This is a genomic window from Streptococcus mitis, from assembly GCF_002096855.1.
Taxonomy (GTDB): Bacteria; Bacillota; Bacilli; order Lactobacillales; family Streptococcaceae; genus Streptococcus; species Streptococcus mitis_Y.
The window spans coordinates 46610-69583 of the sequence record NZ_NCVH01000029.1; the positions used below are offsets into that span (position 1 = coordinate 46610).

Sequence of the window (22974 nt, forward strand, 5' to 3'; positions counted from 1 at the left end):
TTAAGCAGCTGAAAATTAATTGGAACTGGATGAGGGGATTCCTGCTTTAAATGGTTTTCTTCATTCGGTTGCTTATCCTTGTTCCAGTTTATTTCTATGAAAAATCCCTGCAAGCTCTTTCAAAATATGGTAAAATGGAAGCAGTAGAATTAGAAAAGGAAATCGATTATGAAATTTCTTGAATTAAATAAAAAACGTCATGCAACCAAACATTTCACTGATAAGCCGGTGGATCCCAAAGATGTACGTACGGCTATTGAAATCGCAACCTTAGCCCCAAGTGCCCATAACAGCCAGCCATGGAAGTTTGTAGTCGTTCGTGAGAAAAATGCCGAACTAGCAAAATTGGCTTACGGTTCAAACTTTGAACAGGTATCATCAGCGCCTGTAACTATTGTCTTGTTTACAGACACAGATTTGGCTAAACGTGCTCGTAAGATTGCCCGAGTTGGTGGTGCTAACAATTTCTCAGAAGAGCAACTTCAATACTTTATGAAAAATTTGCCTGCCGAGTTTGCGCGTTACAATGAACAACAAGTCAGCGACTACTTGGCTCTTAATGCAGGACTAGTAGCTATGAACTTGGTTCTTGCACTGACTGACCAGGGAATTGGTTCAAACATTATCCTTGGTTTTGATAAATCAAAAGCCAATGAGGTTTTGAACATCGAAGACCGTTTCCGCCCAGAACTCTTGATTACAGTGGGTTACACAGACGAAAAATTGGAACCAAGCTACCGCTTGCCAGTAGATGAAATCATCGAGAAAAGATAGAAGGAAGAAAAAGATGACAGCAATTGATTTTACAGCAGAAGTAGAAAAACGCAAAGAAGACCTCTTGGCTGACTTGTTTAGCCTTTTGGAAATTAACTCAGAACGTGATGACAGCAAGGCGGATGCTGATCATCCATTTGGACCTGGTCCAGTAAAAGCCTTGGAAAAATTCCTTGAAATAGCAGATCGTGATGGCTATCCAACTAAAAATGTTGACAACTACGCAGGACATTTTGAATTTGGTGATGGAGAAGAAGTTCTCGGAATCTTTGCCCACATGGACGTGGTGCCTGCTGGTAGTGGTTGGGACACAGATCCATACACACCAACTATCAAAGATGGTCGCCTCTATGCACGTGGAGCTTCTGATGATAAGGGACCTACAACAGCTTGTTACTATGGTTTGAAAATCATCAAAGAATTAGGTCTTCCAACATCTAAGAAAGTCCGCTTCATTGTTGGAACTGATGAAGAATCAGGCTGGGCAGATATGGACTACTATTTTGAAAATGTTGGACTTGCAAAACCAGACTTCGGTTTCTCACCAGATGCAGAATTCCCAATCATTAATGGTGAAAAAGGAAATATCACGGAATACCTCCACTTTGCAGGTGAAAATACAGGTGTAGCCCGTCTTCACAGCTTCACAGGTGGTTTGCGTGAAAACATGGTACCAGAATCAGCAACAGCGATTGTTTCAGGCGATTTGACTGACTTGCAAGCTAAACTAGATGCCTTTGTTGCAGAACACAAACTTAGAGGAGAACTCCAAGAAGAAAACGGTCAATATAAGGTGACGATCATTGGTAAATCAGCCCACGGTGCTATGCCTGCTTCAGGTGTCAATGGTGCGACTTATCTTGCCCTCTTCCTTAGCCAGTTTGACTTTGCAGGACCTGCAAAAGATTACCTTGATATCGCTGGTAAGATTCTTTTGAACGACCATGAGGGTGAAAATCTCAAAATTGCTCATGTGGATGAAAAGATGGGTGCTCTTTCTATGAATGCCGGTGTCTTCCGCTTTGACGAAACAAGCACTGATAATACCATTGCCCTTAACATCCGCTATCCAAAAGGAACAAGTCCAGAACAAATCAAGTCAATCCTAGAAAATTTGCCAGTTGCTTCTGTCAGTCTATCAGAACATGGTCATACCCCTCACTATGTGCCAATGGAAGATCCGCTTGTGCAAACCTTGTTGAATGTCTATGAAAAACAAACTGGTCTCCAAGGTCACGAGCAAGTCATCGGTGGTGGTACCTTTGGTCGCTTGCTGGAACGTGGGGTTGCCTACGGTGCTATGTTCCCAGACTCAATCGATACCATGCATCAAGCCAATGAATTTATCGCCTTGGACGATCTCTTCCGAGCAGCAGCAATCTATGCTGAGGCTATCTATGAATTGATCAAATAAAACGATAGAAGTCTGAGATGTTATGCTTGGACTTCTTTTTGGAGGGAAAACAGATGTCTCAAATCGAAAGAATCAAGCAAGCCATTATGGCGGATCCACAGAATATCAGCTATACAGAACGCGGAATCGAACCTCTCTTTGCGGCGCCAAAAACTGCCCGCATCAATATTGTCGGTCAAGCTCCGGGGTTTAAAACGCAAGAAGCTGGGATTTATTGGAAGGATAAGAGCGGCGATCGCTTGCGTGAGTGGCTAGGTGTAGATGAAGATACCTTTTACAATTCGGGCTTGTTTGCAGTTATTCCCATGGACTTTTATTTCCCAGGACATGGAAAATCGGGCGACCTTCCCCCCCGTAAAGGCTTTGCCGAAAAATGGCACCCACAACTCTTGCAAGAATTGCCCAATATCCAATTAACTCTCTTGATTGGGCAATATGCCCAAGCCTATTATTTACATGAGAAAGTTAGTGGCAAGGTGACAGAACGGGTAAAACATTACCAGAACTACTTACCAACCTATTTTCCTCTAGTTCACCCTTCTCCTCGTAATCAAATTTGGATGGCTAAGAATCCTTGGTTTGAGTCAGAAGTGATGCCAGATTTGAAAAAAAGAATTAAAACCATTTTATAGTCAATGAAAATCAAAGAGCAAACTAGGAAGCTAGCCGCAGGCTGTACTTGAGTACGGTAAGGCGACGCTGACGTGGTTTGAATTTGATTTTCGAAGAGTATTAGGAGAAAAAGAATGAAAGAAATAACCTTTGACGCATTTTACCAGCTTTACCAAAACGACCAACTTTCTTTAGTGGACGTGAGAGAAGTGGATGAGTTTGAAGCACTTCATTTAGAAGGCGCCCACAACCTGCCACTTAGTCAATTAGCTGATACTTATGATCAATTGGACAGGGATCAGTTACATTATGTTATTTGTAAATCTGGAATGAGATCAGCGCGTGCTTGTCAATTTTTAGCTGAGCAAGGTTATGAGGTTATCAATGTACAAGGTGGCATGATGGCCTTTGAAGAACTTTAAACAGTAGAATTTTCTCCTACTTAGTGTGTTCTCGGTAGGAGAATTTTATTTTTAGACAATTCTTATTTTTAAGAATCTTGAAAACATTCAATATTTACTTCGTGAAGCTTTTTTCATACTCCTATTCATGATATACTAGGTCAGTATTTTATAAATATGAAGGAGATTTTCATGGCTAAAAAAGGTGCCTTAACAGGTTTACTCCTGTTTGGAATATTTTTTGGTGCGGGGAACTTGATTTTTCCGCCTTCTCTGGGTGCTCTATCTGGAGAACATTTTCTTCCTGCTATCGCAGGTTTTGTCTTTTCAGGCGTCGGTATCGCCGTCTTGACTCTTATTATTGGAACGCTAAATCCTAAAGGATATATCTACGAGATTTCTACAAAGATAGCGCCTTGGTTTGCAACTCTTTACCTCTCAGTTCTTTATTTGTCAATCGGTCCATTCTTTGCTATCCCACGTACTGCTACAACAGCTTACGAAGTAGGGATTAAGCCTCTTTTGTCGGATGCAAATAAAGGACTTGGCTTGATTGTCTTTACGGTTCTTTACTTTGCAGCAGCGTATCTAATTTCGCTCAATCCATCAAAAATTTTAGACCGTATCGGCCGTATTTTAACACCAGTCTTTGCGATTTTGATTGTTATCTTGGTTGTCCTAGGAGCTATCAAATACGGTGGAACAAGTCCTCAAGCTGCTTCAGCTGCTTATCAAGCTTCTGCCTTTGGGACAGGCTTCCTAGAAGGATACAATACCTTGGACGCCCTTGCTTCAGTTGCCTTTAGCGTAATCGCAGTTCAAACCTTGAAACAACTTGGATTTTCAAGTAAGAAAGAATACATTTCAACTATTTGGGTGGTTGGTATCGTTGTTGCCCTTGCCTTCAGTGCTCTTTATATCGGTTTAGGTTTCCTTGGAAATCATTTTCCAGTACCAGCTGAAGCGATGAAAGGTGGAACACCAGGTGTTTACATCTTGTCACAAGCCACTCAAGAAATCTTTGGCTCAACAGCTCAACTCTTCCTTGCAGCTATGGTTACCGTAACCTGCTTCACAACAACAGTTGGTTTGATTGTGTCAACAGCTGAGTTCTTTAATGAGCGCTTCTCGCAAATCAGCTACAAGGTTTATGCGACAGCCTTTACCTTGATTGGATTTGCCATTGCTAATTTGGGTCTTGATGCGATTATCAAGTACTCAATCCCTGTACTGGTTATCTTGTACCCAATCACCATTGCCATCGTTATGATTGTCATTGTCAACAAATTTGTTGCCCTTTCAAAACCAGGTATGCAGTTGACAATTGCTGTGGTTACAGCTATTGCCATTGCAAGCGTACTAGGAAGCTCATTTAAAGTTGAGTTTCTTGCAAATCTTGTCAATGCTCTTCCTTTTGCAAAGGCATCTCTTCCATGGTTGGTGCCAGCCATTGTTGGAATCTTGCTCTCATTGGTTCTACCAAACAAGCAAGAAAGCGATGTTTTTGAAATGGAATAATTATTAAAATCACTTTTGTAGTCAAGGCTACAGGAGTGATTTTCTTTTTTTATCCGATGATAAATGTGTTATAATAGGTAGCAAAAGAGGTGAAGAAATGAATCAAACAGTAGAATATATCAAAGAACTGACAGCTATTGCATCGCCAACGGGCTTTACTCGTGAGATTTCGGACTATTTAGTCAAGACTCTAGAAGGTTTTGGTTACCAGCCAGTTCGCACCGCCAAGGGCGGTGTCAATGTGACTATCAAAGGTCAAAATGATGAAGAGCATCGCTATGTGACTGCCCATGTGGATACGCTGGGTGCTATTGTCCGTGCTGTCAAACCAGATGGTCGTCTCAAATTGGACCGTATCGGTGGTTTTCCTTGGAACATGATTGAAGGAGAAAACTGTACCGTTCACGTAGCTAGCACAGGTCAAAAGATATCAGGAACCATTCTTATCCACCAAACTTCTTGCCATGTCTACAAGGATGCAGGAACTGCAGAACGTACGCAGGACAACATGGAAGTGCGTTTGGACGCCAAAGTAACCAATGAAAAAGAAACTCGTGCCTTGGGAATTGAAGTCGGTGATTTTATCAGCTTTGACCCACGAACTGTCGTGACAGAGACAGGTTTTATCAAGTCTCGCCACTTGGATGACAAGGTCAGTGCGGCGATTTTGCTCAATCTCCTTCGCATTTATAAGGAAGAGAAGATTGAATTGCCTGTAACAACCCATTTTGCTTTTTCAGTCTTTGAAGAAGTGGGGCATGGGGCTAATTCTAATATTCCTGCTCAGGTAGTAGAGTATCTGGCTGTGGATATGGGAGCTATGGGAGATGACCAGCAGACAGATGAGTACACAGTGTCTATCTGTGTCAAGGATGCCTCAGGTCCTTATCACTATGACTTCCGTCAACATTTGGTTGCTTTGGCGAAAGAGCAAGATATTCCGTTTAAGCTGGATATCTATCCGTTTTATGGTTCGGATGCTTCAGCGGCTATGTCTGCAGGGGCAGAAGTCAAACATGCCCTTCTTGGTGCTGGTATCGAGTCTAGCCATTCTTATGAGCGCACTCATATTGACTCGGTGGTTGCAACGGAGCGTATGGTTGATACTTACCTTAAGAGCGCATTGGTAGACTAATATGTGTTTGATTTGCCAGAGAATTGAGCTCATCAAGAAGGGAGAAAATCCCTATTTTGTTAAAGAGTTGGAAACAGGCTATCTTGTGATTGGAGATCACCAGTATTTTGCAGGCTATAGTCTCTTTCTAGCCAAGGAACATGTCACCGAATTGCACCATTTGAAAAAGGAGACAAGACTCCGTTTTCTAGAAGAAATGAGTTTAGTCCAAGAGGCAGTTGCCAAGGCCTTTGCTGCTGAGAAAATGAATATCGAACTGCTAGGAAATGGCGATGCCCATCTCCATTGGCATCTTTTTCCTAGACGAAGAGGTGATATGAATGGTTATGGTCTCAATGGACGTGGTCCAGTATGGTGGGTCCCCTTTGAAGAAATGACAGCAGAACCCTACCAAGCAAAAACGGATGAGATTAAAAGATTAGTCGAATGTTTATCATCAGAAGTAGATAAACTATTAGAAATAAAGGAGTAAAGATGAAAAAAAGATACCTAGTCTTGACAGCCTTGCTAGCCTTGAGTCTAGCAGCTTGTTCACAAGAAAAATCAAAAAATGAAGATGGAGCAGCTAAGACAGAACAAACAGCCAAAGCTGATGGAACAGTCGGCAGTAAATCTCAAGGAGCTGCCCAGAAAAAAGCAGAGGTGGTTAACAAAGGAGACTACTACAGCATCCAAGGAAAATACGATGAAATCATCGTAGCCAACAAACACTATCCATTGTCAAAAGACTACAATCCAGGGGAAAATCCAACAGCCAAGGCTGAGTTGGTCAAGCTCATCAAAGCCATGCAAGAGGCAGGGTTCCCAATCAGTGATCATTACAGTGGCTTTAGAAGTTATGAAACTCAGACCAAACTCTATCAAGATTATGTCAATCAAGATGGGAAAGAAGCTGCCGACCGTTATTCTGCTCGACCTGGCTATAGCGAACACCAGACAGGTTTAGCCTTTGATGTGATTGGGACAAATGGTGATTTGGTAACAGAAGAAAAAGCGGCTCAATGGCTCTTGGACCATGCGGCTGATTATGGCTTTGTTGTCCGTTATCTCAAGGGTAAGGAAAAAGAAACCGGCTATATGGCTGAAGAATGGCACCTTCGTTATGTCGGAAAAGAAGCAAAAGAAATAGCTGCAAGTGGTCTCAGTTTGGAAGAATACTATGGATTTGAAGGCGGAGATTACGTCGATTAATACTCTTCGAAAATCTCTTCAAACCACGTCAGCTTCCATCTGCAACCTCAAAACAGTGTTTTGAGCAACCTGCGGCTAGCTTCCTAGTTTGCTCTTTGATTTTCATTGAGTATAAAAAATAAACTTTTCCCTTGCAATTCTAGATAAATAGTGTATAATAGATGAGTATGTGTAAAGCATACTTGTGGGAGGTAAAAATCTCTAATTACCGCCAAAACCACAAAGGAGGATTTAAAAATGGCTAAAAAAGTCGAAAAACTTGTAAAATTGCAAATCCCTGCTGGTAAAGCTACACCAGCTCCACCGGTTGGACCTGCTCTTGGTCAAGCTGGTATCAACATCATGGGATTCACAAAAGAGTTCAACGCTCGTACAGCTGACCAAGCTGGTATGATCATTCCAGTTGTTATCTCAGTTTACGAAGATAAATCATTTACTTTCATCACTAAAACACCACCAGCTGCTGTTCTTTTGAAAAAAGCTGCAGGTGTTGAAAAAGGATCAGGTACACCTAACAAAACTAAAGTTGCTACAGTTACTCGTGCACAAGTACAAGAAATTGCAGAAACTAAGATGCCAGATTTGAACGCAGCAAACGTAGAGTCTGCAATGCGTATGATCGAAGGTACTGCTCGTTCTATGGGATTCACTGTTGTTGACTAATCAATAACACAGTAGAAAATCTCACAGCAGTCTATTAGTTACTTTTTATACTAGGCAAGTGACTGAGGCTTGTACTTGGGTACAGCAAGGGAACTTAACGAAGTAGGAAAAGAAAAATAATAGACTGAAAACCCGCAAGACTTCATCATTTCGAGAAGTGACGTGGGAGATGAAAATCGATTGAACCACTTACAAGGAGAATAGAAAATGGCTAAAAAAAGCAAACAACTTCGTGTTGCTCTTGAGAAAATCGACAGCACAAAAGCATACAGCGTAGAAGAAGCTGTAGCACTTGCAAAAGAAACTAACTTTGCAAAATTTGACGCAACTGTAGAAGTTGCTTACAACTTGAACATCGACGTTAAAAAAGCTGACCAACAAATCCGTGGAGCAATGGTATTGCCAAACGGTACTGGTAAAACTTCACGCGTTCTTGTTTTCGCACGTGGTGCAAAAGCTGAAGAAGCAAAAGCTGCTGGTGCAGACTTTGTTGGTGAAGATGACCTTGTTGCTAAAATCAACGACGGTTGGTTGGACTTCGACGTAGTTATCGCTACACCTGACATGATGGCTCTTGTTGGACGTCTTGGACGTGTCCTTGGACCACGTAACTTGATGCCAAACCCTAAAACTGGTACTGTAACAATGGATGTTGCTAAAGCAGTTGAAGAGTCTAAAGGTGGTAAAATCACTTACCGTGCTGACCGTGCAGGTAACGTTCAAGCAATCATCGGTAAAGTATCATTTGAAGCTGAAAAATTGGTTGAAAACTTCAAAGCTTTCAACGAAACAATCCAAAAAGCAAAACCAGCTACAGCTAAAGGAACTTACGTAACAAATTTGACTATCACAACTACTCAAGGTGTTGGTATCAAGGTTGACGTAAACTCACTTTAATCAGTAGTTTATATCAGAGAACGAGTACGAAAGTACTCGTTTTTTTAGGTGCGACGGGCATTCCGTTCATCTGAGGTGTAAGTCCTCTGTGGGTACCATATACTAGTAAACCCAAAAGTGATTCCCAAGCCTGACTATTGTGAGTAGCTGATCGAGCGGCATTAGGATAGACTGTTTAAGTCTGACGCTGGAAATAAGAATCGGCAGAGAAAGAGATAGAGAAATCTTGGCTATACGAATAGGCACGTGATAGTAAAGCGTATATAGCGGATAAGGAGGCTAGCAACTCTAAAGTACAAATATGTAGTCGTAACCTATATGCGTAAACTACGTGAGCAATTAAATTCGAACTAGAGAGGTGATTAATAGATTTATGCTATAGTCATGGCAGACTGTATGCGTTTGATTATAGTTCATCAAATAATAAATTAGAATTATCAGATAATATAATTTTATGTTATAATAAAGAAAAAATAGAGGTGTTCAAATGTCAGAAGCAGGTCATAAGTTTTTAGCAAAACTGGGGAAAAAACGCTTACGTCCAGGTGGAAAACGTGCCACAGATTGGTTAATTGCAGAAGGAGGATTTTCAAAAGAAAAGAGAATACTAGAGGTTGCGTGTAATAGGGGAACTACAGCAATTGAGTTGGCACAGCGTTTTGGTTGTAAGATAACTGCTGTTGATATGGATGGACAAGCTTTAGAAGTGGCTAAAAAATCTGCTGAAATGGCAGGTGTTAGTCATTTGATCAGATTTGAAAGAGCAAATGCAATGAAACTTCCTTATGGAGATGCTAGTTTTGATATTGTTATAAACGAAGCTATGCTGACTATGCAAGCCGATCAAGCTAAGAAAAAATGTGTAATGGAATATCTAAGGGGTTTAAAATCTGAAGGTCTTCTCTTGACACATGATGTTCTTCTTAAGGAAGCTAAAGAGTCTGTCAGACATGAATTGTCACAAGCAATTCATGTAAATGTAGGTCCTTTAACTCAAGATGGTTGGGAACAGGTGATGATAGAATCAGGTTATCGTGATGTGAAAGTATTGACTGGTGAAATGACATTAATGAAATTATCAGGTATGATTTATGACGAAGGTTGGCTAGGAACTTTGAAAATTTGTGTAAATGCTTGTAAAAAGGAGAATAGAAAGCAGTTTTTAACTATGTATAAAATGTTTGCTAAGAATAAACAGAAACTGGGCTTTATTGCCATGGCTAGTTATAAATCGTCAAATCGTTAGATAATTATTGAAGTTAACTTTTCCTTTTTTCTTTCTTAAAAAATATGCTATAATAGAGAGTAAAAACTTTGAAAGAAAGAAAAAGATGAATTTAAAAGATTACATTGCAACAATTGAAAATTATCCAAAGGAAGGAATTACCTTCCGTGATATCAGTCCTTTGATGGCTGACGGAAATGCTTATAGCTATGCTGTTCGTGAAATCGTTCAGTATGCTACTGACAAGAAAATTGACATGATCGTGGGACCTGAGGCTCGTGGTTTTATCGTGGGCTGTCCAGTTGCCTTTGAGTTGGGAATTGGTTTTGCACCTGTTCGTAAACCAGGAAAATTACCACGCGAAGTCATTTCTGCTGACTATGAAAAAGAGTACGGTGTTGATACCTTGACTATGCACGCGGATGCCATCAAGCCAGGTCAACGTGTTCTTATTGTAGATGACCTCTTGGCAACAGGTGGAACTGTTAAGGCAACTATCGAGATGATTGAAAAACTTGGTGGTGTTGTAGCAGGTTGTGCCTTCCTTGTTGAATTGGATGAATTGAACGGCCGTGAAAAAATCGGTGACTACGATTACAAGGTTCTTATGCATTATTAATGAAAAACAGTCCCTAGGGCTGTTTTCTCTACATTAGGATATAAAAATAGACTATAGCTAGTTAGAGAAAAACTATAATTGAAAACTATATCTTCTTGCAGTATAATAAAGGGACTAAGTGTTTGAGATTTAGTTTCATACTCAATGAAAATCAAAGAGCAAACTAGGAAACTAGTCGCAGGCTGTACTTGAGTACGGCAAGGCAACGTTGACGCGGTTTGAAGAGATTTTCGAAGAGTTTCAAACATATGCAATGATTCCTGAAAAGTACAGTTAGGAGAAGGTTATGCCGATTAGAATTGATAAAAAATTGCCAGCTGTTGAGATTTTACGGACAGAGAATATCTTTGTCATGGATGATCAACGTGCGGCCCACCAAGATATCCGTCCCTTGAAAATTTTGATTTTAAACCTAATGCCCAAAAAAGTGGTCACAGAGACCCAGTTGTTACGGCATTTAGCAAATACTCCTTTGCAATTGGACATAGACTTTCTCTATATGGAGAGCCACCGTTCCAAGACGACTCGTGCAGAGCATATGGAGACTTTTTATAAAACTTTTCCTGAAGTCAAGGACGAGTATTTTGATGGGATGATTATCACAGGGGCTCCGATTGAGCATTTACCATTTGAGGAAGTGGACTATTGGGAGGAATTCAGTCAGGTGCTTGAGTGGTCCAAGACCCATGTCTATTCGACCCTTCATATCTGCTGGGGTGCCCAAGCAGGTCTTTATGCTCGCTATGGAGTTGATAAACACCAGATGGAGCAGAAATTGTCAGGCATTTACCCGCAGGATACCTTGAAAGAGGGCCATCTTCTCTTTCGTGGTTTTGATGATAGCTATGTAGCTCCCCATTCTCGTTATACAGAAATCTATAAGGAAGAGATATTAGGAAAAACCAATCTGGAAATCCTCTCTGAGGGAGAACAAGTCGGCGTTTCGATTTTGGCTAGTCGTGATTTACGAGAAATTTATAGTTTTGGGCATTTGGAATATGACCGTGATACCTTGGCAAATGAATATTTCCGAGATCGTGATGCAGGTTTAGATCCACATATTCCAGAAAATTACTTTAAGGATGATGATGTCAACCAGACACCTTGTCTTTGTTGGTCTTCATCAGCAGCCCTCTTTTTCAGTAACTGGGTGAATTATGCGGTCTATCAGGAAACCCCTTTTGACTGGAAAAAAATAGAAGATGATGCATCTGCATTTGGGTATTTATAAGAGGAATTATGACATATTTAGACGCTTTTAAATCAGGGAACTTGGTTTTACCGAGTGCCCTGCTCTTGCATTTTAAGGAACTCTTTCCTTCTAGCGACGATTTTCTGGTTTGGCAATTTTTCTATTTGCAAAATACGACAGGCTTAGATGAAATGTCTCCAAGCCAGATTGCTGACAGGATTGGCAAGGAAATTTCGGATGTCAATCAGGCTATTTCCAATCTAACGGAGAGGGGACTGCTTCAGTATCGAACCATAGAATTAAATGGTGAAATCGAATTGCTTTTTGATGCTAGTTTAGCTTTGGAACGTTTGGATGACTTACTTGGAGCTGCTCATTCGAGTTCAGATCAGTTGACACCTCAAAACCAGCTCAAGGATTTGGTGGAAACCTTCCAGCAGGAGTTGGGACGCCTGTTGACCCCTTTTGAGATTGAGGATTTGACCAAGACACTAAAGGAAGATGGAACCAGTGCTGACTTGATTAAGGAAGCTCTTCGTGAAGCTGTTTTGAATGGAAAACCAAACTGGAAGTACATCCAGGCGATTTTGAGAAATTGGCGCCATGAAGGGATCAAAAGTGTAGCTCAAATTGAGGCTAAGCGGGCAGAGAGAGAAGCAAGCAATCCTCAGTTGACACAGGTATCGGCAGATTTCAGAAATGCCATGGATCTTTGGAAGGATTAATCCATGCAAGCAGGCTTGAAATCCGAGTAAGATTTGCAAGCTGTGTTTAATTGTGATAAAATAAATAGAAAATAAAATGAAAAAAGAGGTATGTGAAATGTCACGTAAACCATTTATCGCTGGTAACTGGAAAATGAACAAAAATCCAGAAGAAGCAAAAGCATTCGTTGAAGCCGTTGCATCAAAACTTCCTTCATCAGACCTTGTTGAAGCAGGTATCGCAGCTCCAGCAGTTGATTTGACAGCTGTTCTTGCTGCTGCTAAAGGTTCAAACCTTAAAGTTGCTGCTCAAAACTGCTACTTTGAAAATGCAGGTGCTTTCACTGGTGAAACTAGCCCACAAGTTTTGAAAGAAATCGGTACTGACTACGTTGTTATCGGTCACTCAGAACGTCGTGACTACTTCCATGAAACTGACGAAGATATCAACAAAAAAGCAAAAGCAATCTTTGCAAACGGTATGCTTCCAATCATCTGTTGTGGTGAGTCACTTGAAACTTACGAAGCTGGTAAAGCTGCTGAGTTTGTAGGTGCTCAAGTTTCTGCTGCATTGGCTGGATTGACAGCTGAACAAGTTGCTGAATCAGTTATTGCTTACGAGCCAATCTGGGCTATCGGTACTGGTAAATCAGCTTCACAAGACGATGCACAAAAAATGTGTAAAGTCGTTCGTGATGTTGTAGCTGCTGACTTTGGTCAAGAAGTTGCGGACAAAGTTCGTGTTCAATACGGTGGTTCAGTTAAACCTGAGAACGTTGCTTCATACATGGCTTGCCCAGACGTTGACGGTGCCCTTGTTGGTGGTGCGTCACTTGAAGCAGAGAGCTTCTTGGCTTTGCTTGACTTTGTAAAATAATTAGTAAGTAGCAAAAGCTAGGTGGAACAGCATTCAGATGTCTGTTCCATTTTTTTGTAGGGGAGGAAAGATTGAAAACAAAAATTGGAAAAATTGGATTAGCAAGCGCTTTTTTGCTTGGATTGGTTGTCAATCAAGTGGCTGCAAATGAAGCTGAAGTGAAAGCATCTTCAGAAAAAAGCAGTGTTCAAGCTTCTTCTAGTAAGGTAGAAGAAAAGAAATCAGAAACGGCTACAAGTCAAAAAGAAGAGACCATTACAAAAAAAGAAGAGAAAAAAGTAGAGTTCTCTTCTAGTCAGCAGACTGAGAAAAAGGAAGAAGTAAAAGAGACGCGAGCTAGTAGTCATAAAGAAGAAAGTAAGCCAAATTCAACATCAGCACACTGGGAAGGTGACTTCTATGTAAAAGCAGATGGTTCAAAAGCTAAGAGCGAGTGGATTTTCGATACTACCTATAATAGCTGGTTCTATATGAAAGTAGATGGTCGTTATGCCCAAAAAGAATGGCATGGAAACTATTACCTCAAAGCGGGTGGTTACATGGCTAAAAATGAATGGGTTTACGATAATCATTATAATAGCTGGTTCTACCTCAAGGCAGACGGTTCTTATGCAAATCAAGAATGGCAGAAAATCAATGGCAAGTGGTACTATTTTAAGAAATGGGGCTATATGGCTAAAAGTCAGTGGCAAGGAAATTATTTCTTGAATGGTCAAGGTGCCATGATGCAAAATGAATGGCTTTATGACCCAGCTTATTCTTCTTATTTCTACCTTAAGGCAGATGGTTCTTATGCTAATGGACAGTGGCAAAAGATTGATGTCAAGTGGTATTATTTCAAGAAGTGGGGATACATGGCTCAAGATGAGTGGCATGGAAATTACTACCTTACTGAAAGTGGTGCTATGGCAACAGGTGAGTTAATCATGGATGATACTCGCTATACTTTTGCTGATTCAGGGGAACTGAAAGAAAAGAAAGCCTTGAATGTTGGTTGGGTTTATCGAAATGGACACCGTTATTTCTTTAACCATCGTGAAGAACAGGTCGGAACTGACCGTGCTAAGAAGGTTATTGATGTCAGTGAGCATAATGGCCGCATTAGTGATTGGAAAAAGGTTATCCAGGAAAATGGAGTTGATGGTGTTATTGTGCGCTTAGGATACAGCGGTGTAGAAGATAAGGAATTGGCACATAATATTCAAGAATTTAATCGACTAGGTATTCCTTATGGTGTTTATCTTTATACCTATGCAGAAAATGAAACAGATGCTGAGAATGATGCTAAGCAGACTATTGAACTCTTGAAGAAATACAAGATGAACTTATCTTATCCAATCTACTATGATGTTGAAAACTGGGAGTATGAAAATAAATCTAAGAAAGCTCCAGCAGATACAGACACTTGGGTTAAAATTATCAATAAGTATATGGAAACCATGAAGCATGCTGGTTACCAAAACGTGAAAGTTTATAGCTATCGTCAACTTTTGCAAACTCGTTTGAATCATCCAAATATTTTACAACATGTAAACTGGGTTGCAGCTTATACGGATGCGCTTGATTGGAACAATCCTCATTATTCAGGAGAAAAAGGATGGCAATATACTTCATCTGACTCTCTTAAAGGGATTCGAGGACGTGTGGATGTTAGCGTCTGGTATTAAGATGTAAAACTGAGAAAAGAGTGTACAAATTGTATGCTCTTTTCTTTATTTTATCTCTGTTAAGAGAGTTTGAAAGTGACTGGGTTTCATTCTAAAAAATTCTTAAATTATCAGTCTATTGCAACTTTTCTCATGTGAGTCATTTGGCTTGCTATTGGTTTTCCTTAGTAGTATACTAAGGTAGTAATCATTAAGAAGTGGTTACAAAAAATAATAAACGAGGTAAAATAAAATGGTAGAATTGAAAAAAGAAGCAGTAAAAGACGTAACATCATTGACAAAAGCAGAGCCAGTAGCATTGGCAAAAACAAAGGAAGTATTGAACCAAGCTGTTGCTGATTTGTATGTAGCCCATGTGGCATTGCACCAAGTACACTGGTACATGCGTGGCCGTGGTTTTCTTGTGTGGCATCCAAAAATGGATGAGTATATGGAAGCTCTTGATGGTCAATTGGATGAAATCAGTGAGCGTTTGATCACACTTGGGGGAAGCCCATTCTCTACTTTGACAGAATTTCTTCAAAACAGTGAAATCGAAGAAGAAGCTGGTGAATACCGTAATGTTGAAGAAAGCTTGGAACGTGTGCTTGCTATCTACCGTTACTTGTCAGAACTCTTCCAAAAAGGTTTGGATGTCACTGATGAAGAGGGTGATGATGTGACAAACGGTATCTTCTCAGATGCTAAAACTGAAACTGATAAAACAATCTGGATGCTTGCCGCAGAACTTGGACAAGCACCTGGTTTGTAAGAAACAATAATAACATATATAAATCTGTAGGAAATTTCTTACAGATTTTTTCTATTCTGTAAGCTATTCCAAACCAGTCTTTTTTCGAGTTTTTTGATAAAATAGTACTATCAGTGAAAAGGATGGAAGCATGACTAAGAAAATCGTAGCTATTTGGGCCCAGGATGAAGAGGGTGTGATTGGTAAGGACAATCGTCTGCCTTGGCATTTGCCAGCAGAACTGCAACACTTCAAAGAAACAACTCTGAATCATGCTATCTTGATGGGGCGCGTGACCTTTGATGGGATGGGGCGTCGCTTGCTTCCAAAACGGGAGACCTTGATTTTGACTCGTAATCCAGAAGAAAAGATAGATGGGGTTACTACTTTTTATGATGTCCAGTCTGTCTTGGACTGGTATCAGGCTCAAGAAAAGAATCTCTATATTATTGGTGGAAAGCAGATTTTTCAGGCTTTTGAACCCTATTTGGATGAAGTAATTGTCACTCAAATCCATGCTCGGGTGGAGGGAGATACCTATTTCCCTGAGGAGTTTGACTTATCTCTTTTTGAGACAGTTTCAAGCAAATCCTTTACCAAAGATGAGAAAAATCCTTATGATTTTACCATCCAATACCGCAAGAGAAAGGAAGTCTAATGGAACGTAGTATATTTGGTTTTTTCACAGCCATGCTGTGTTTGGTCTGCTTGCTTGCAGGAGCACAGGCTTTTCGTAAAAAGCGCTATGGACTTTCTGTCCTGCTCTGGTTAAATGCATTTACCAATTTGGTCAATAGTATCCATGCTTTTTACATGACCTTATTTTAGATAGAATGACAGTATAGAATAGAACGGAAGGAAATCATGCCTACAAATAGGAATAATGATATGATGGTTTATTGCTCATTTTGTGGCAAAAGCCAAGAAGAAGTACAAAAAATAATCGCTGGGAACAACGCCTTTATCTGTAATGAATGTGTGGAGTTGGCTCAGGAAATCATTCGAGAGGAGTTGGCAGAAGAAGTCTTGGCAGACTTGTCTGAAGTTCCAAAACCAATCGAACTCCTCCATATCTTGAACCACTACGTAATCGGTCAAGATCGTGCCAAGCGTGCCTTGGCAGTAGCTGTTTACAACCACTACAAACGCATCAATTTCCACGATACGCGTGAAGAGTCAGAAGATGTGGATTTGCAGAAGTCAAACATCTTGATGATTGGCCCAACTGGTTCAGGGAAAACTTTCTTGGCCCAGACCTTGGCTAAGAGCTTGAATGTACCTTTTGCGATTGCGGATGCGACAGCTCTGACTGAGGCTGGTTATGTGGGTGAGGACGTGGAAAATATCCTCCTCAAACTCTTGCAAGCTGCTGACTTTAACATCGAACGTGCAGAGCGTGGGATTATCTACGTGGATGAAATTGACAAGATTGCTAAGAAGAGCGAGAACGTATCGATCACACGTGATGTTTCTGGTGAAGGTGTGCAACAAGCCCTTCTCAAGATTATCGAGGGGACCGTTGCTAGTGTTCCGCCTCAAGGTGGACGCAAGCATCCGCAACAAGAGATGATTCAAGTGGATACTAAAAATATCCTCTTCATCGTGGGTGGTGCTTTTGATGGTATTGAAGAAATCGTCAAACAACGTCTGGGAGAAAAAGTCATCGGATTTGGTCAAAATAATAAAGCAATTGATGAAAACAGCTCTTACATGCAAGAAATCATCGCAGAAGATATTCAAAAATTTGGTATTATCCCTGAGTTGATTGGACGTTTGCCTGTCTTTGCTGCTCTTGAGCAATTGACGGTTGATGACTTGGTTCGTATCTTGAAAGAGCCAAGAAATGCCTTGGTTAAACAATATCAAACCTTGCTTTCTTATGATGATGTCGAGTTGGAATTTGACGACGAAGCCCTTCAAGAAATCGCCAATAAGGCCATCGAACGGAAGACAGGTGCGCGTGGTCTTCGCTCAATTATTGAAGAAACCATGCTAGACGTCATGTTTGAAGTACCGAGTCAGGAAAATGTGAAATTGGTTCGCATCACAAAAGAAGCTGTCGATGGAACGGATAAACCAATCTTGGAAACAGCCTAGAGGTGACTATGGAAATCAATACACACAATGCTGAAATCTTGCTCAGTGCGGCGAATAAATCCCACTACCCACAGGATGAACTGCCAGAGATTGCCCTAGCAGGGCGTTCAAATGTTGGCAAGTCTAGCTTTATCAACACCATGCTGAACCGCAAGAATCTAGCCCGAACATCGGGGAAACCTGGTAAAACTCAGCTGCTGAACTTCTTTAACATTGATGATAAGATGCGCTTTGTGGATGTGCCTGGTTATGGCTATGCCCGTGTTTCTAAAAAGGAACGTGAAAAGTGGGGGAGCATGATTGAGGAGTACCTAACGACTCGGGAAAATCTCCGTGCAGTGGTCAGTCTAGTTGACCTTCGTCATGACCCGTCAGCAGATGATGTGCAGATGTACGAATTTCTTAAGTATTATGAGATTCCAGTCATCATTGTGGCGACCAAGGCAGACAAGATTCCACGTGGTAAATGGAACAAGCACGAATCAGCAATCAAAAAGAAATTAAACTTTGACCCAAGTGACGACTTTATCCTCTTTTCATCTGTCAGCAAGGCAGGGATGGATGAAGCTTGGGATGCAATCTTAGAAAAATTGTGAGGAAAAGAAAATGGCAAAAACAATTCATACAGACAAAGCTCCAAAGGCTATTGGACCATATGTTCAAGGAAAAATCGTTGGCAACCTTTTGTTTGCTAGTGGTCAAGTTCCCCTATCTCCTGAAACTGGGGAAATCGTTGGAGAAACGATCCAAGAACAGACAGAACAAGTCTTGAAAAACATCGGTGCTATTTTGGCAGAGGCAGGAACTGACTTTGACCATGTTGTCAAAACAACTTGTTTCTTGAGTGATATGAACGACTTTGTTCCTTTTAACGAGGTTTACCAAACGGCCTTTAAAGAGGAATTTCCAGCTCGTTCAGCTGTGGAGGTAGCTCGTCTTCCTCGTAATGTAAAAGTCGAAATCGAAGTCATCGCAGAGATTGGATAAGCTAGTTGAAGTTTGGTTCTGCCAAACTTCTTTTGATATAAGGAGAAAAAGATGACAAAGAAACAACTTCACTTGGTGATTGTGACAGGAATGAGTGGTGCAGGGAAAACAGTTGCCATTCAGTCCTTCGAAGATTTGGGTTATTTTACTATTGATAATATGCCTCCAGCTCTCTTGCCTAAGTTTTTGCAGTTGGTGGAAACAAAGGAAGACGACCATAAGTTGGCCTTGGTAGTAGATATGCGTAGCCGTTCTTTCTTCTCAGAGATTCAAGATGTTTTGGATGAGTTGGAAAACAAGGAAGAACTGGACTTTAAAATTCTCTTTTTGGATGCAGCTGATAAAGAATTGGTCGCGCGCTACAAGGAAACTAGACGGAGTCACCCATTAGCTGCAGATGGACGGATTTTAGACGGAATCAAGTTGGAACGTGAACTCTTGGCACCTTTGAAAAATATGAGTCAAAATGTTGTGGATACGACAGAACTTACTCCACGTGAGCTGCGCAAAACCCTTGCAGAGCAGTTTTCAGATCAGGAACAAGCCCAGTCTTTCCGTATCGAAGTCATCTCTTTTGGATTTAAATATGGAATTCCGATTGATGCAGACTTGGTCTTTGACGTCCGATTCTTGCCAAATCCCTACTACCTACCAGAACTGCGTAATCAAACGGGTGTGGATGAACCTGTTTATGATTATGTCATGAACCATCCTGAGTCAGAAGATTTTTATCAACATTTGTTGGCCTTGATTGAGCCAATTTTGCCAAGTTACCAAAAGGAAGGGAAGTCCGTTTTGACCATTGCCATGGGCTGTACAGGAGGACAACACCGTAGTGTGGCCTTTGCTAAACGCTTGGCGCAGGACTTATCCAAGAATTGGCCTGTTAATGAAGGGCACCGCGACAAAGACCGAAGAAAGGAAACGGTAAACCGTTCATGAGAAAACCAAAGATAACGGTGATTGGTGGAGGGACTGGAATCCCCGTCATTCTAAAAAGTCTGCGGGAAAAAGATGTGGAAATCGCTGCTATCGTAACGGTGGCGGATGATGGTGGTTCTTCAGGTGAACTCAGAAAAAATATGCAACAATTGACACCGCCAGGTGATCTCCGCAATGTACTTGTAGCCATGTCGGATATGCCTAAGTTTTATGAGAAAGTCTTTCAGTATCGCTTCTCTGAAGATGCTGGAGCCTTTGCTGGCCATCCATTGGGCAATCTCATTATCGCTGGCCTGTCAGAAATGCAGGGTTCGACCTACAATGCCATGCAGTTGCTGAGCAAATTTTTCCATACAACTGGAAAGATTTATCCTTCCAGTGACCATCCTTTGACCCTACACGCAGTCTTTCAGGATGGGACAGAAGTGGCTGGAGAGAGTCATATTGCAGACCATCCAGGCATGATTGACCATGTCTATGTGACCAATACCCTCAATGATGATACGCCTCTGGCTAGCCGTCGAGTAGTGCAGACCATTCTTGAAAGTGACATGATTGTCCTCGGACCTGGTTCTCTCTTTACCTCGATTTTGCCCAATATCGTGATTAAGGAAATCGGGCAGGCGCTTTTGGAAACCAAGGCAGAAATCGCCTATGTCTGCAATATCATGACCCAACGTGGGGAGACGGAACACTTTACAGATAGTGACCATGTGGAAGTCTTGCATCGTCACCTTGGCCGACCTTTTATCGACACTGTCTTGGTGAATATCGAAAAAGTGCCTCAGGAATACATGAATTCCAACCGTTTTGATGAATACTTGGTGCAGGTGGAACATGATTTTGCTGGTCTTTGTAAGCAAGTTCCGCGTGTGATTTCATCCAACTTCCTTCGTCTGGAAAATGGGGGTGCCTTCCACGATGGAGATTTGATCGTGGATGAGTTGATGCGCATTATAAAGGTGAGAAAATGAGTTTCACAGTAGCAGTAAAAGAAGAAATTCTAGGTCAGCACCATCTGAGCCGGCATGAATTATCTGCCATTATCAAGATGTCTGGTAGCATCGGTCTTTCGACTTCGGGCTTGACCTTGTCTGTCGTGACAGAAAATGCCAAACTGGCTCGGCACCTCTATGAGTCCTTTCTCCATTTCTACGAAATCAAATCGGAAATCCGACACCACCAACGGAGCAATCTTCGTAAGAATCGGGTCTATACCGTTTTTACAGATGAAAAGGTGCAGGACTTATTGAGTGATTTGCACTTGGCAGACTCGTTCTTTGGTCTGGAAACAGGTATTGATGGGGCGATTTTATCAGACGAGGAAGCAGGCCGTGCCTATCTCTGTGGCGCTTTCTTGGCAAATGGCAGCATTCGTGACCCTGAGTCAGGCAAGTACCAGTTGGAAATCAGTTCTGTTTATCTGGACCACGCGCAAGGGATTGCCTCTCTTCTCCAGCAGTTTTTACTGGATGCCAAGGTGCTTGAACGCAAGAAGGGGGCTGTGACCTATCTCCAGCGAGCCGAAGATATTATGGACTTCTTGATTGTCATCGGAGCCATGAAGGCGCGTGATGATTTTGAGCGAGTTAAGATTTTACGAGAAACCCGTAACGACCTTAATCGTGCTAATAATGCTGAAACGGCGAATATTGCTCGGACAGTTTCTGCCAGCATGAAGACTATCAACAATATCAGCAAAATCAAAGATATCATGGGCCTAGAAAATCTACCAGTAGATTTGCAGGAGGTAGCGCAGTTGCGAATTCAGCACCCAGATTACTCTATCCAGCAGTTAGCAGATAGTCTCAGCACTCCTCTGACCAAAAGTGGTGTTAACCACAGACTCAGAAAAATCAATAAGATAGCCGATGAGTTATAAAGATATAAAACACCTCTTTCTTGACAATTAAATAGAGTATGTGAGATAATAAAGGGGAATTGAGAAGTTCTAGCATTTTAGTGCTAACAGAAATCCCCTCGGTACTGCAATACTGAGGGGATTTTTTTCTGGGTTAGATAGCACTAACCAGGAAGGTTACTTGTCGAAGTGATCGTCTAACCAACGAGTCACCAGCCATGAGATGATACTCTCGATGACTGCGATAAGTACTATTTTGAGAAGTTCTAGCATCTGTAATACCTCCTTTTCCAAGGCGTATTGTTAGTGCCGTCCCTATTATATCACATGTTTTATCAGTTTGATAGGCATTTTTATTTTTGTTAAAGAAGGGGGAAATATGATCTAACAAATTAGCCGATGAACTATAAAACCACGAATCCTATGTGACTCGTGGTTCTTTTTCTATAAACTAGTAGAGTGTTTTGGTTGTACTTTTTGCTCAGGGTCAATGTAATTAATAGCATTGTTTACAGCAGTCGGTGCTTCCCCTAGACCTGTCGCAATCAGATCAATTTTTCCGTCATAGTAGCAGCAGTCACCGATAGCATAGATACCTGCTTGGCTGGATTCCTGTTTGCTGTTGACGATAATCTTGTGGCGGTTGAGGTCAAGGCCCCAGTTTTTAAGGTTACCGACAGAAGATTTGAAACCATAGTTGACAAAGAGGTGATCTAAGTCAATCGTTTCTGTTTCATCAGATTTGACTTTTGTGATTTCTAACTTGTCAAGCGTTTTTCCATCTCCAAGTAGTTGGCTAGGGACGAATGGTGTCTTGATGGTCACAGAAGATTCCTGTAAGGCTTGGACACTGTGTTCCAAGGCGCGGAAATTATCTCTACGGTGGACAAGGGTAGTTGGCGCAATTTTTTCAAAAGCTAAAGCCCAATCAACAGCTGAGTCCCCACCACCCAGAATCGTCACTTTCTTACCAGCGTATTGCTGAATGTTAGAAACGTGGTAGTGGATATTTTCATAGCCCTCAACGCCTTCTAGTTCCAGCGGACGTGGTTTGAAGGCACCACCCCCCATAGCAATGATAACAGTTTTAGACAGATGACTTCCTTTAGAAGTTGTGATGACAAATCCTTCTTCTTGTTTTTCAATCTCAAGAACCGTTTCGTTGAGATGAATAGGGGTATCAAAGCCATTTAATTGCTCGATTAGACGGTTAGTCAACTCTTCTCCAGTCAGGTTTGGGAAACCCGGGACGTCTAAAATTTCCTTTTCAGGGTAGAGAATAGCAGGTTGTCCACCTAGTTGGGGAAGAGAGTCGATGATTTGAACCTTGGCTTGGCGTAGGTGGGCATAGAAGGCCGCAAAAAGACCGACAGGACCACCACCTACAATGGTAATATCATAGAGTTGAGACATGGTTTCTCCTTTGTTTTTTCTAGTCATACTCTTCGAAAATCAAATTCAAACCACG

The 22974-nt window shown here is 41.3% G+C and carries 25 protein-coding genes and 1 pseudogene; 25 read left to right on the forward strand and 1 reads right to left on the reverse strand.

Features of this window, described 5'->3' with window-relative positions; all coding sequences use genetic code 11:
* Positions 1 to 168: 168 nt before the first annotated feature.
* From B7698_RS03550 to whiA, 25 genes and pseudogenes are all read left to right on the forward strand, one after another.
* Complete coding sequence (locus tag B7698_RS03550; RefSeq protein ID WP_084864659.1) at positions 169 to 774, forward strand: nitroreductase family protein; 606 nt, start codon at positions 169 to 171, stop codon at positions 772 to 774.
* 13 nt (positions 775 to 787) lie between these two features.
* The gene (gene pepV / locus B7698_RS03555) at positions 788 to 2188 is read left to right on the forward strand and encodes a dipeptidase PepV (protein ID WP_084864660.1); all 1401 of its coding nucleotides are present in this window, start codon (positions 788 to 790) and stop codon (positions 2186 to 2188) included.
* A 53-nt stretch (positions 2189 to 2241) separates the two neighbouring features.
* Complete coding sequence (locus B7698_RS03560; protein WP_084864732.1) at positions 2242 to 2820, forward strand: uracil-DNA glycosylase family protein; 579 nt, start codon at positions 2242 to 2244, stop codon at positions 2818 to 2820.
* 114 nt (positions 2821 to 2934) lie between these two features.
* Positions 2935 to 3222 carry a rhodanese-like domain-containing protein gene (locus B7698_RS03570; RefSeq protein ID WP_084864661.1) on the forward strand — a complete coding sequence of 96 codons (288 nt, stop codon included), beginning with the start codon at positions 2935 to 2937 and terminating at the stop codon, positions 3220 to 3222.
* A 171-nt stretch (positions 3223 to 3393) separates the two neighbouring features.
* Positions 3394 to 4719, forward strand: coding sequence for a branched-chain amino acid transport system II carrier protein (brnQ, locus tag B7698_RS03575; protein WP_192855094.1), 1326 nt, complete (start codon positions 3394 to 3396; stop codon positions 4717 to 4719).
* A gap of 97 nt (positions 4720 to 4816) precedes the next feature.
* Entirely contained in the window at positions 4817 to 5854 is a 1038-nt protein-coding gene (locus B7698_RS03580; protein ID WP_084864663.1) for a M42 family metallopeptidase, read from the forward strand.
* A 1-nt stretch (position 5855) separates the two neighbouring features.
* Complete coding sequence (locus B7698_RS03585) at positions 5856 to 6326, forward strand: HIT family protein (RefSeq protein ID WP_084864664.1); 471 nt, start codon at positions 5856 to 5858, stop codon at positions 6324 to 6326.
* Between the two features lie 2 nt (positions 6327 to 6328).
* Entirely contained in the window at positions 6329 to 7045 is a 717-nt protein-coding gene (gene ldcB, locus B7698_RS03590; protein ID WP_084864665.1) for an LD-carboxypeptidase LdcB/DacB, read from the forward strand.
* 237 nt (positions 7046 to 7282) lie between these two features.
* Positions 7283 to 7708: a 50S ribosomal protein L11 gene (gene rplK / locus B7698_RS03600; protein WP_001085807.1), complete on the forward strand. Its 426-nt coding sequence runs from the start codon at positions 7283 to 7285 to the stop codon at positions 7706 to 7708.
* Positions 7709 to 7915: 207 nt separating this feature from the next.
* A complete protein-coding gene (gene rplA, locus B7698_RS03605; RefSeq protein ID WP_001085684.1) occupies positions 7916 to 8605 on the forward strand; it encodes a 50S ribosomal protein L1 in 690 nt (229 codons plus the stop codon).
* 487 nt (positions 8606 to 9092) lie between these two features.
* Positions 9093 to 9851: a class I SAM-dependent methyltransferase gene (locus B7698_RS03610; RefSeq protein ID WP_084864666.1), complete on the forward strand. Its 759-nt coding sequence runs from the start codon at positions 9093 to 9095 to the stop codon at positions 9849 to 9851.
* A gap of 85 nt (positions 9852 to 9936) precedes the next feature.
* Positions 9937 to 10449: an adenine phosphoribosyltransferase gene (locus tag B7698_RS03615; protein ID WP_001049318.1), complete on the forward strand. Its 513-nt coding sequence runs from the start codon at positions 9937 to 9939 to the stop codon at positions 10447 to 10449.
* Between the two features lie 286 nt (positions 10450 to 10735).
* Complete coding sequence (gene metA, locus B7698_RS03620; RefSeq protein WP_084864667.1) at positions 10736 to 11680, forward strand: homoserine O-acetyltransferase MetA; 945 nt, start codon at positions 10736 to 10738, stop codon at positions 11678 to 11680.
* Between the two features lie 8 nt (positions 11681 to 11688).
* Positions 11689 to 12366: a DnaD domain-containing protein gene (locus tag B7698_RS03625; RefSeq protein ID WP_084864668.1), complete on the forward strand. Its 678-nt coding sequence runs from the start codon at positions 11689 to 11691 to the stop codon at positions 12364 to 12366.
* 97 nt (positions 12367 to 12463) lie between these two features.
* Entirely contained in the window at positions 12464 to 13222 is a 759-nt protein-coding gene (tpiA, locus tag B7698_RS03630; RefSeq protein ID WP_070535622.1) for a triose-phosphate isomerase, read from the forward strand.
* 37 nt (positions 13223 to 13259) lie between these two features.
* Positions 13260 to 14889, forward strand: a pseudogene (lytC, locus tag B7698_RS03635) (choline binding-anchored murein hydrolase LytC).
* A gap of 232 nt (positions 14890 to 15121) precedes the next feature.
* Positions 15122 to 15640, forward strand: a complete 519-nt coding sequence (locus B7698_RS03640) for a Dps family protein (RefSeq protein ID WP_084864670.1) — start codon at positions 15122 to 15124, stop codon at positions 15638 to 15640.
* 130 nt (positions 15641 to 15770) lie between these two features.
* Positions 15771 to 16277, forward strand: coding sequence for a dihydrofolate reductase (locus tag B7698_RS03645; RefSeq protein WP_049487136.1), 507 nt, complete (start codon positions 15771 to 15773; stop codon positions 16275 to 16277).
* Positions 16277 to 16447, forward strand: a complete 171-nt coding sequence (locus B7698_RS03650) for a hypothetical protein (protein WP_000442260.1) — start codon at positions 16277 to 16279, stop codon at positions 16445 to 16447. The genes B7698_RS03645 and B7698_RS03650 overlap by 1 nt, the downstream gene beginning before the upstream one ends.
* A gap of 36 nt (positions 16448 to 16483) precedes the next feature.
* Entirely contained in the window at positions 16484 to 17716 is a 1233-nt protein-coding gene (gene clpX / locus B7698_RS03655; protein WP_012972566.1) for an ATP-dependent Clp protease ATP-binding subunit ClpX, read from the forward strand.
* 8 nt (positions 17717 to 17724) lie between these two features.
* On the forward strand, positions 17725 to 18312 hold the full coding sequence (gene yihA / locus B7698_RS03660) for a ribosome biogenesis GTP-binding protein YihA/YsxC (RefSeq protein WP_020903048.1): 588 nt from the start codon (positions 17725 to 17727) through the stop codon (positions 18310 to 18312).
* Positions 18313 to 18322: 10 nt separating this feature from the next.
* Positions 18323 to 18703: a RidA family protein gene (locus tag B7698_RS03665; protein ID WP_033685401.1), complete on the forward strand. Its 381-nt coding sequence runs from the start codon at positions 18323 to 18325 to the stop codon at positions 18701 to 18703.
* 51 nt (positions 18704 to 18754) lie between these two features.
* Positions 18755 to 19645 carry an RNase adapter RapZ gene (gene rapZ / locus B7698_RS03670; RefSeq protein WP_004257841.1) on the forward strand — a complete coding sequence of 297 codons (891 nt, stop codon included), beginning with the start codon at positions 18755 to 18757 and terminating at the stop codon, positions 19643 to 19645.
* Complete coding sequence (locus tag B7698_RS03675; protein WP_023943688.1) at positions 19642 to 20619, forward strand: YvcK family protein; 978 nt, start codon at positions 19642 to 19644, stop codon at positions 20617 to 20619. Before rapZ ends, B7698_RS03675 begins: the two co-directional genes overlap by 4 nt.
* Complete coding sequence (gene whiA, locus B7698_RS03680; protein WP_049546606.1) at positions 20616 to 21527, forward strand: DNA-binding protein WhiA; 912 nt, start codon at positions 20616 to 20618, stop codon at positions 21525 to 21527. The genes B7698_RS03675 and whiA overlap by 4 nt, the downstream gene beginning before the upstream one ends.
* 423 nt (positions 21528 to 21950) lie before the next feature.
* Here the strand turns inward: whiA and B7698_RS03685 are convergent, their stop codons facing one another.
* Complete coding sequence (locus tag B7698_RS03685) at positions 21951 to 22919, reverse strand: NAD(P)/FAD-dependent oxidoreductase (protein WP_000081017.1); 969 nt, start codon at positions 22917 to 22919, stop codon at positions 21951 to 21953.
* Positions 22920 to 22974: the final 55 nt, after the last annotated feature.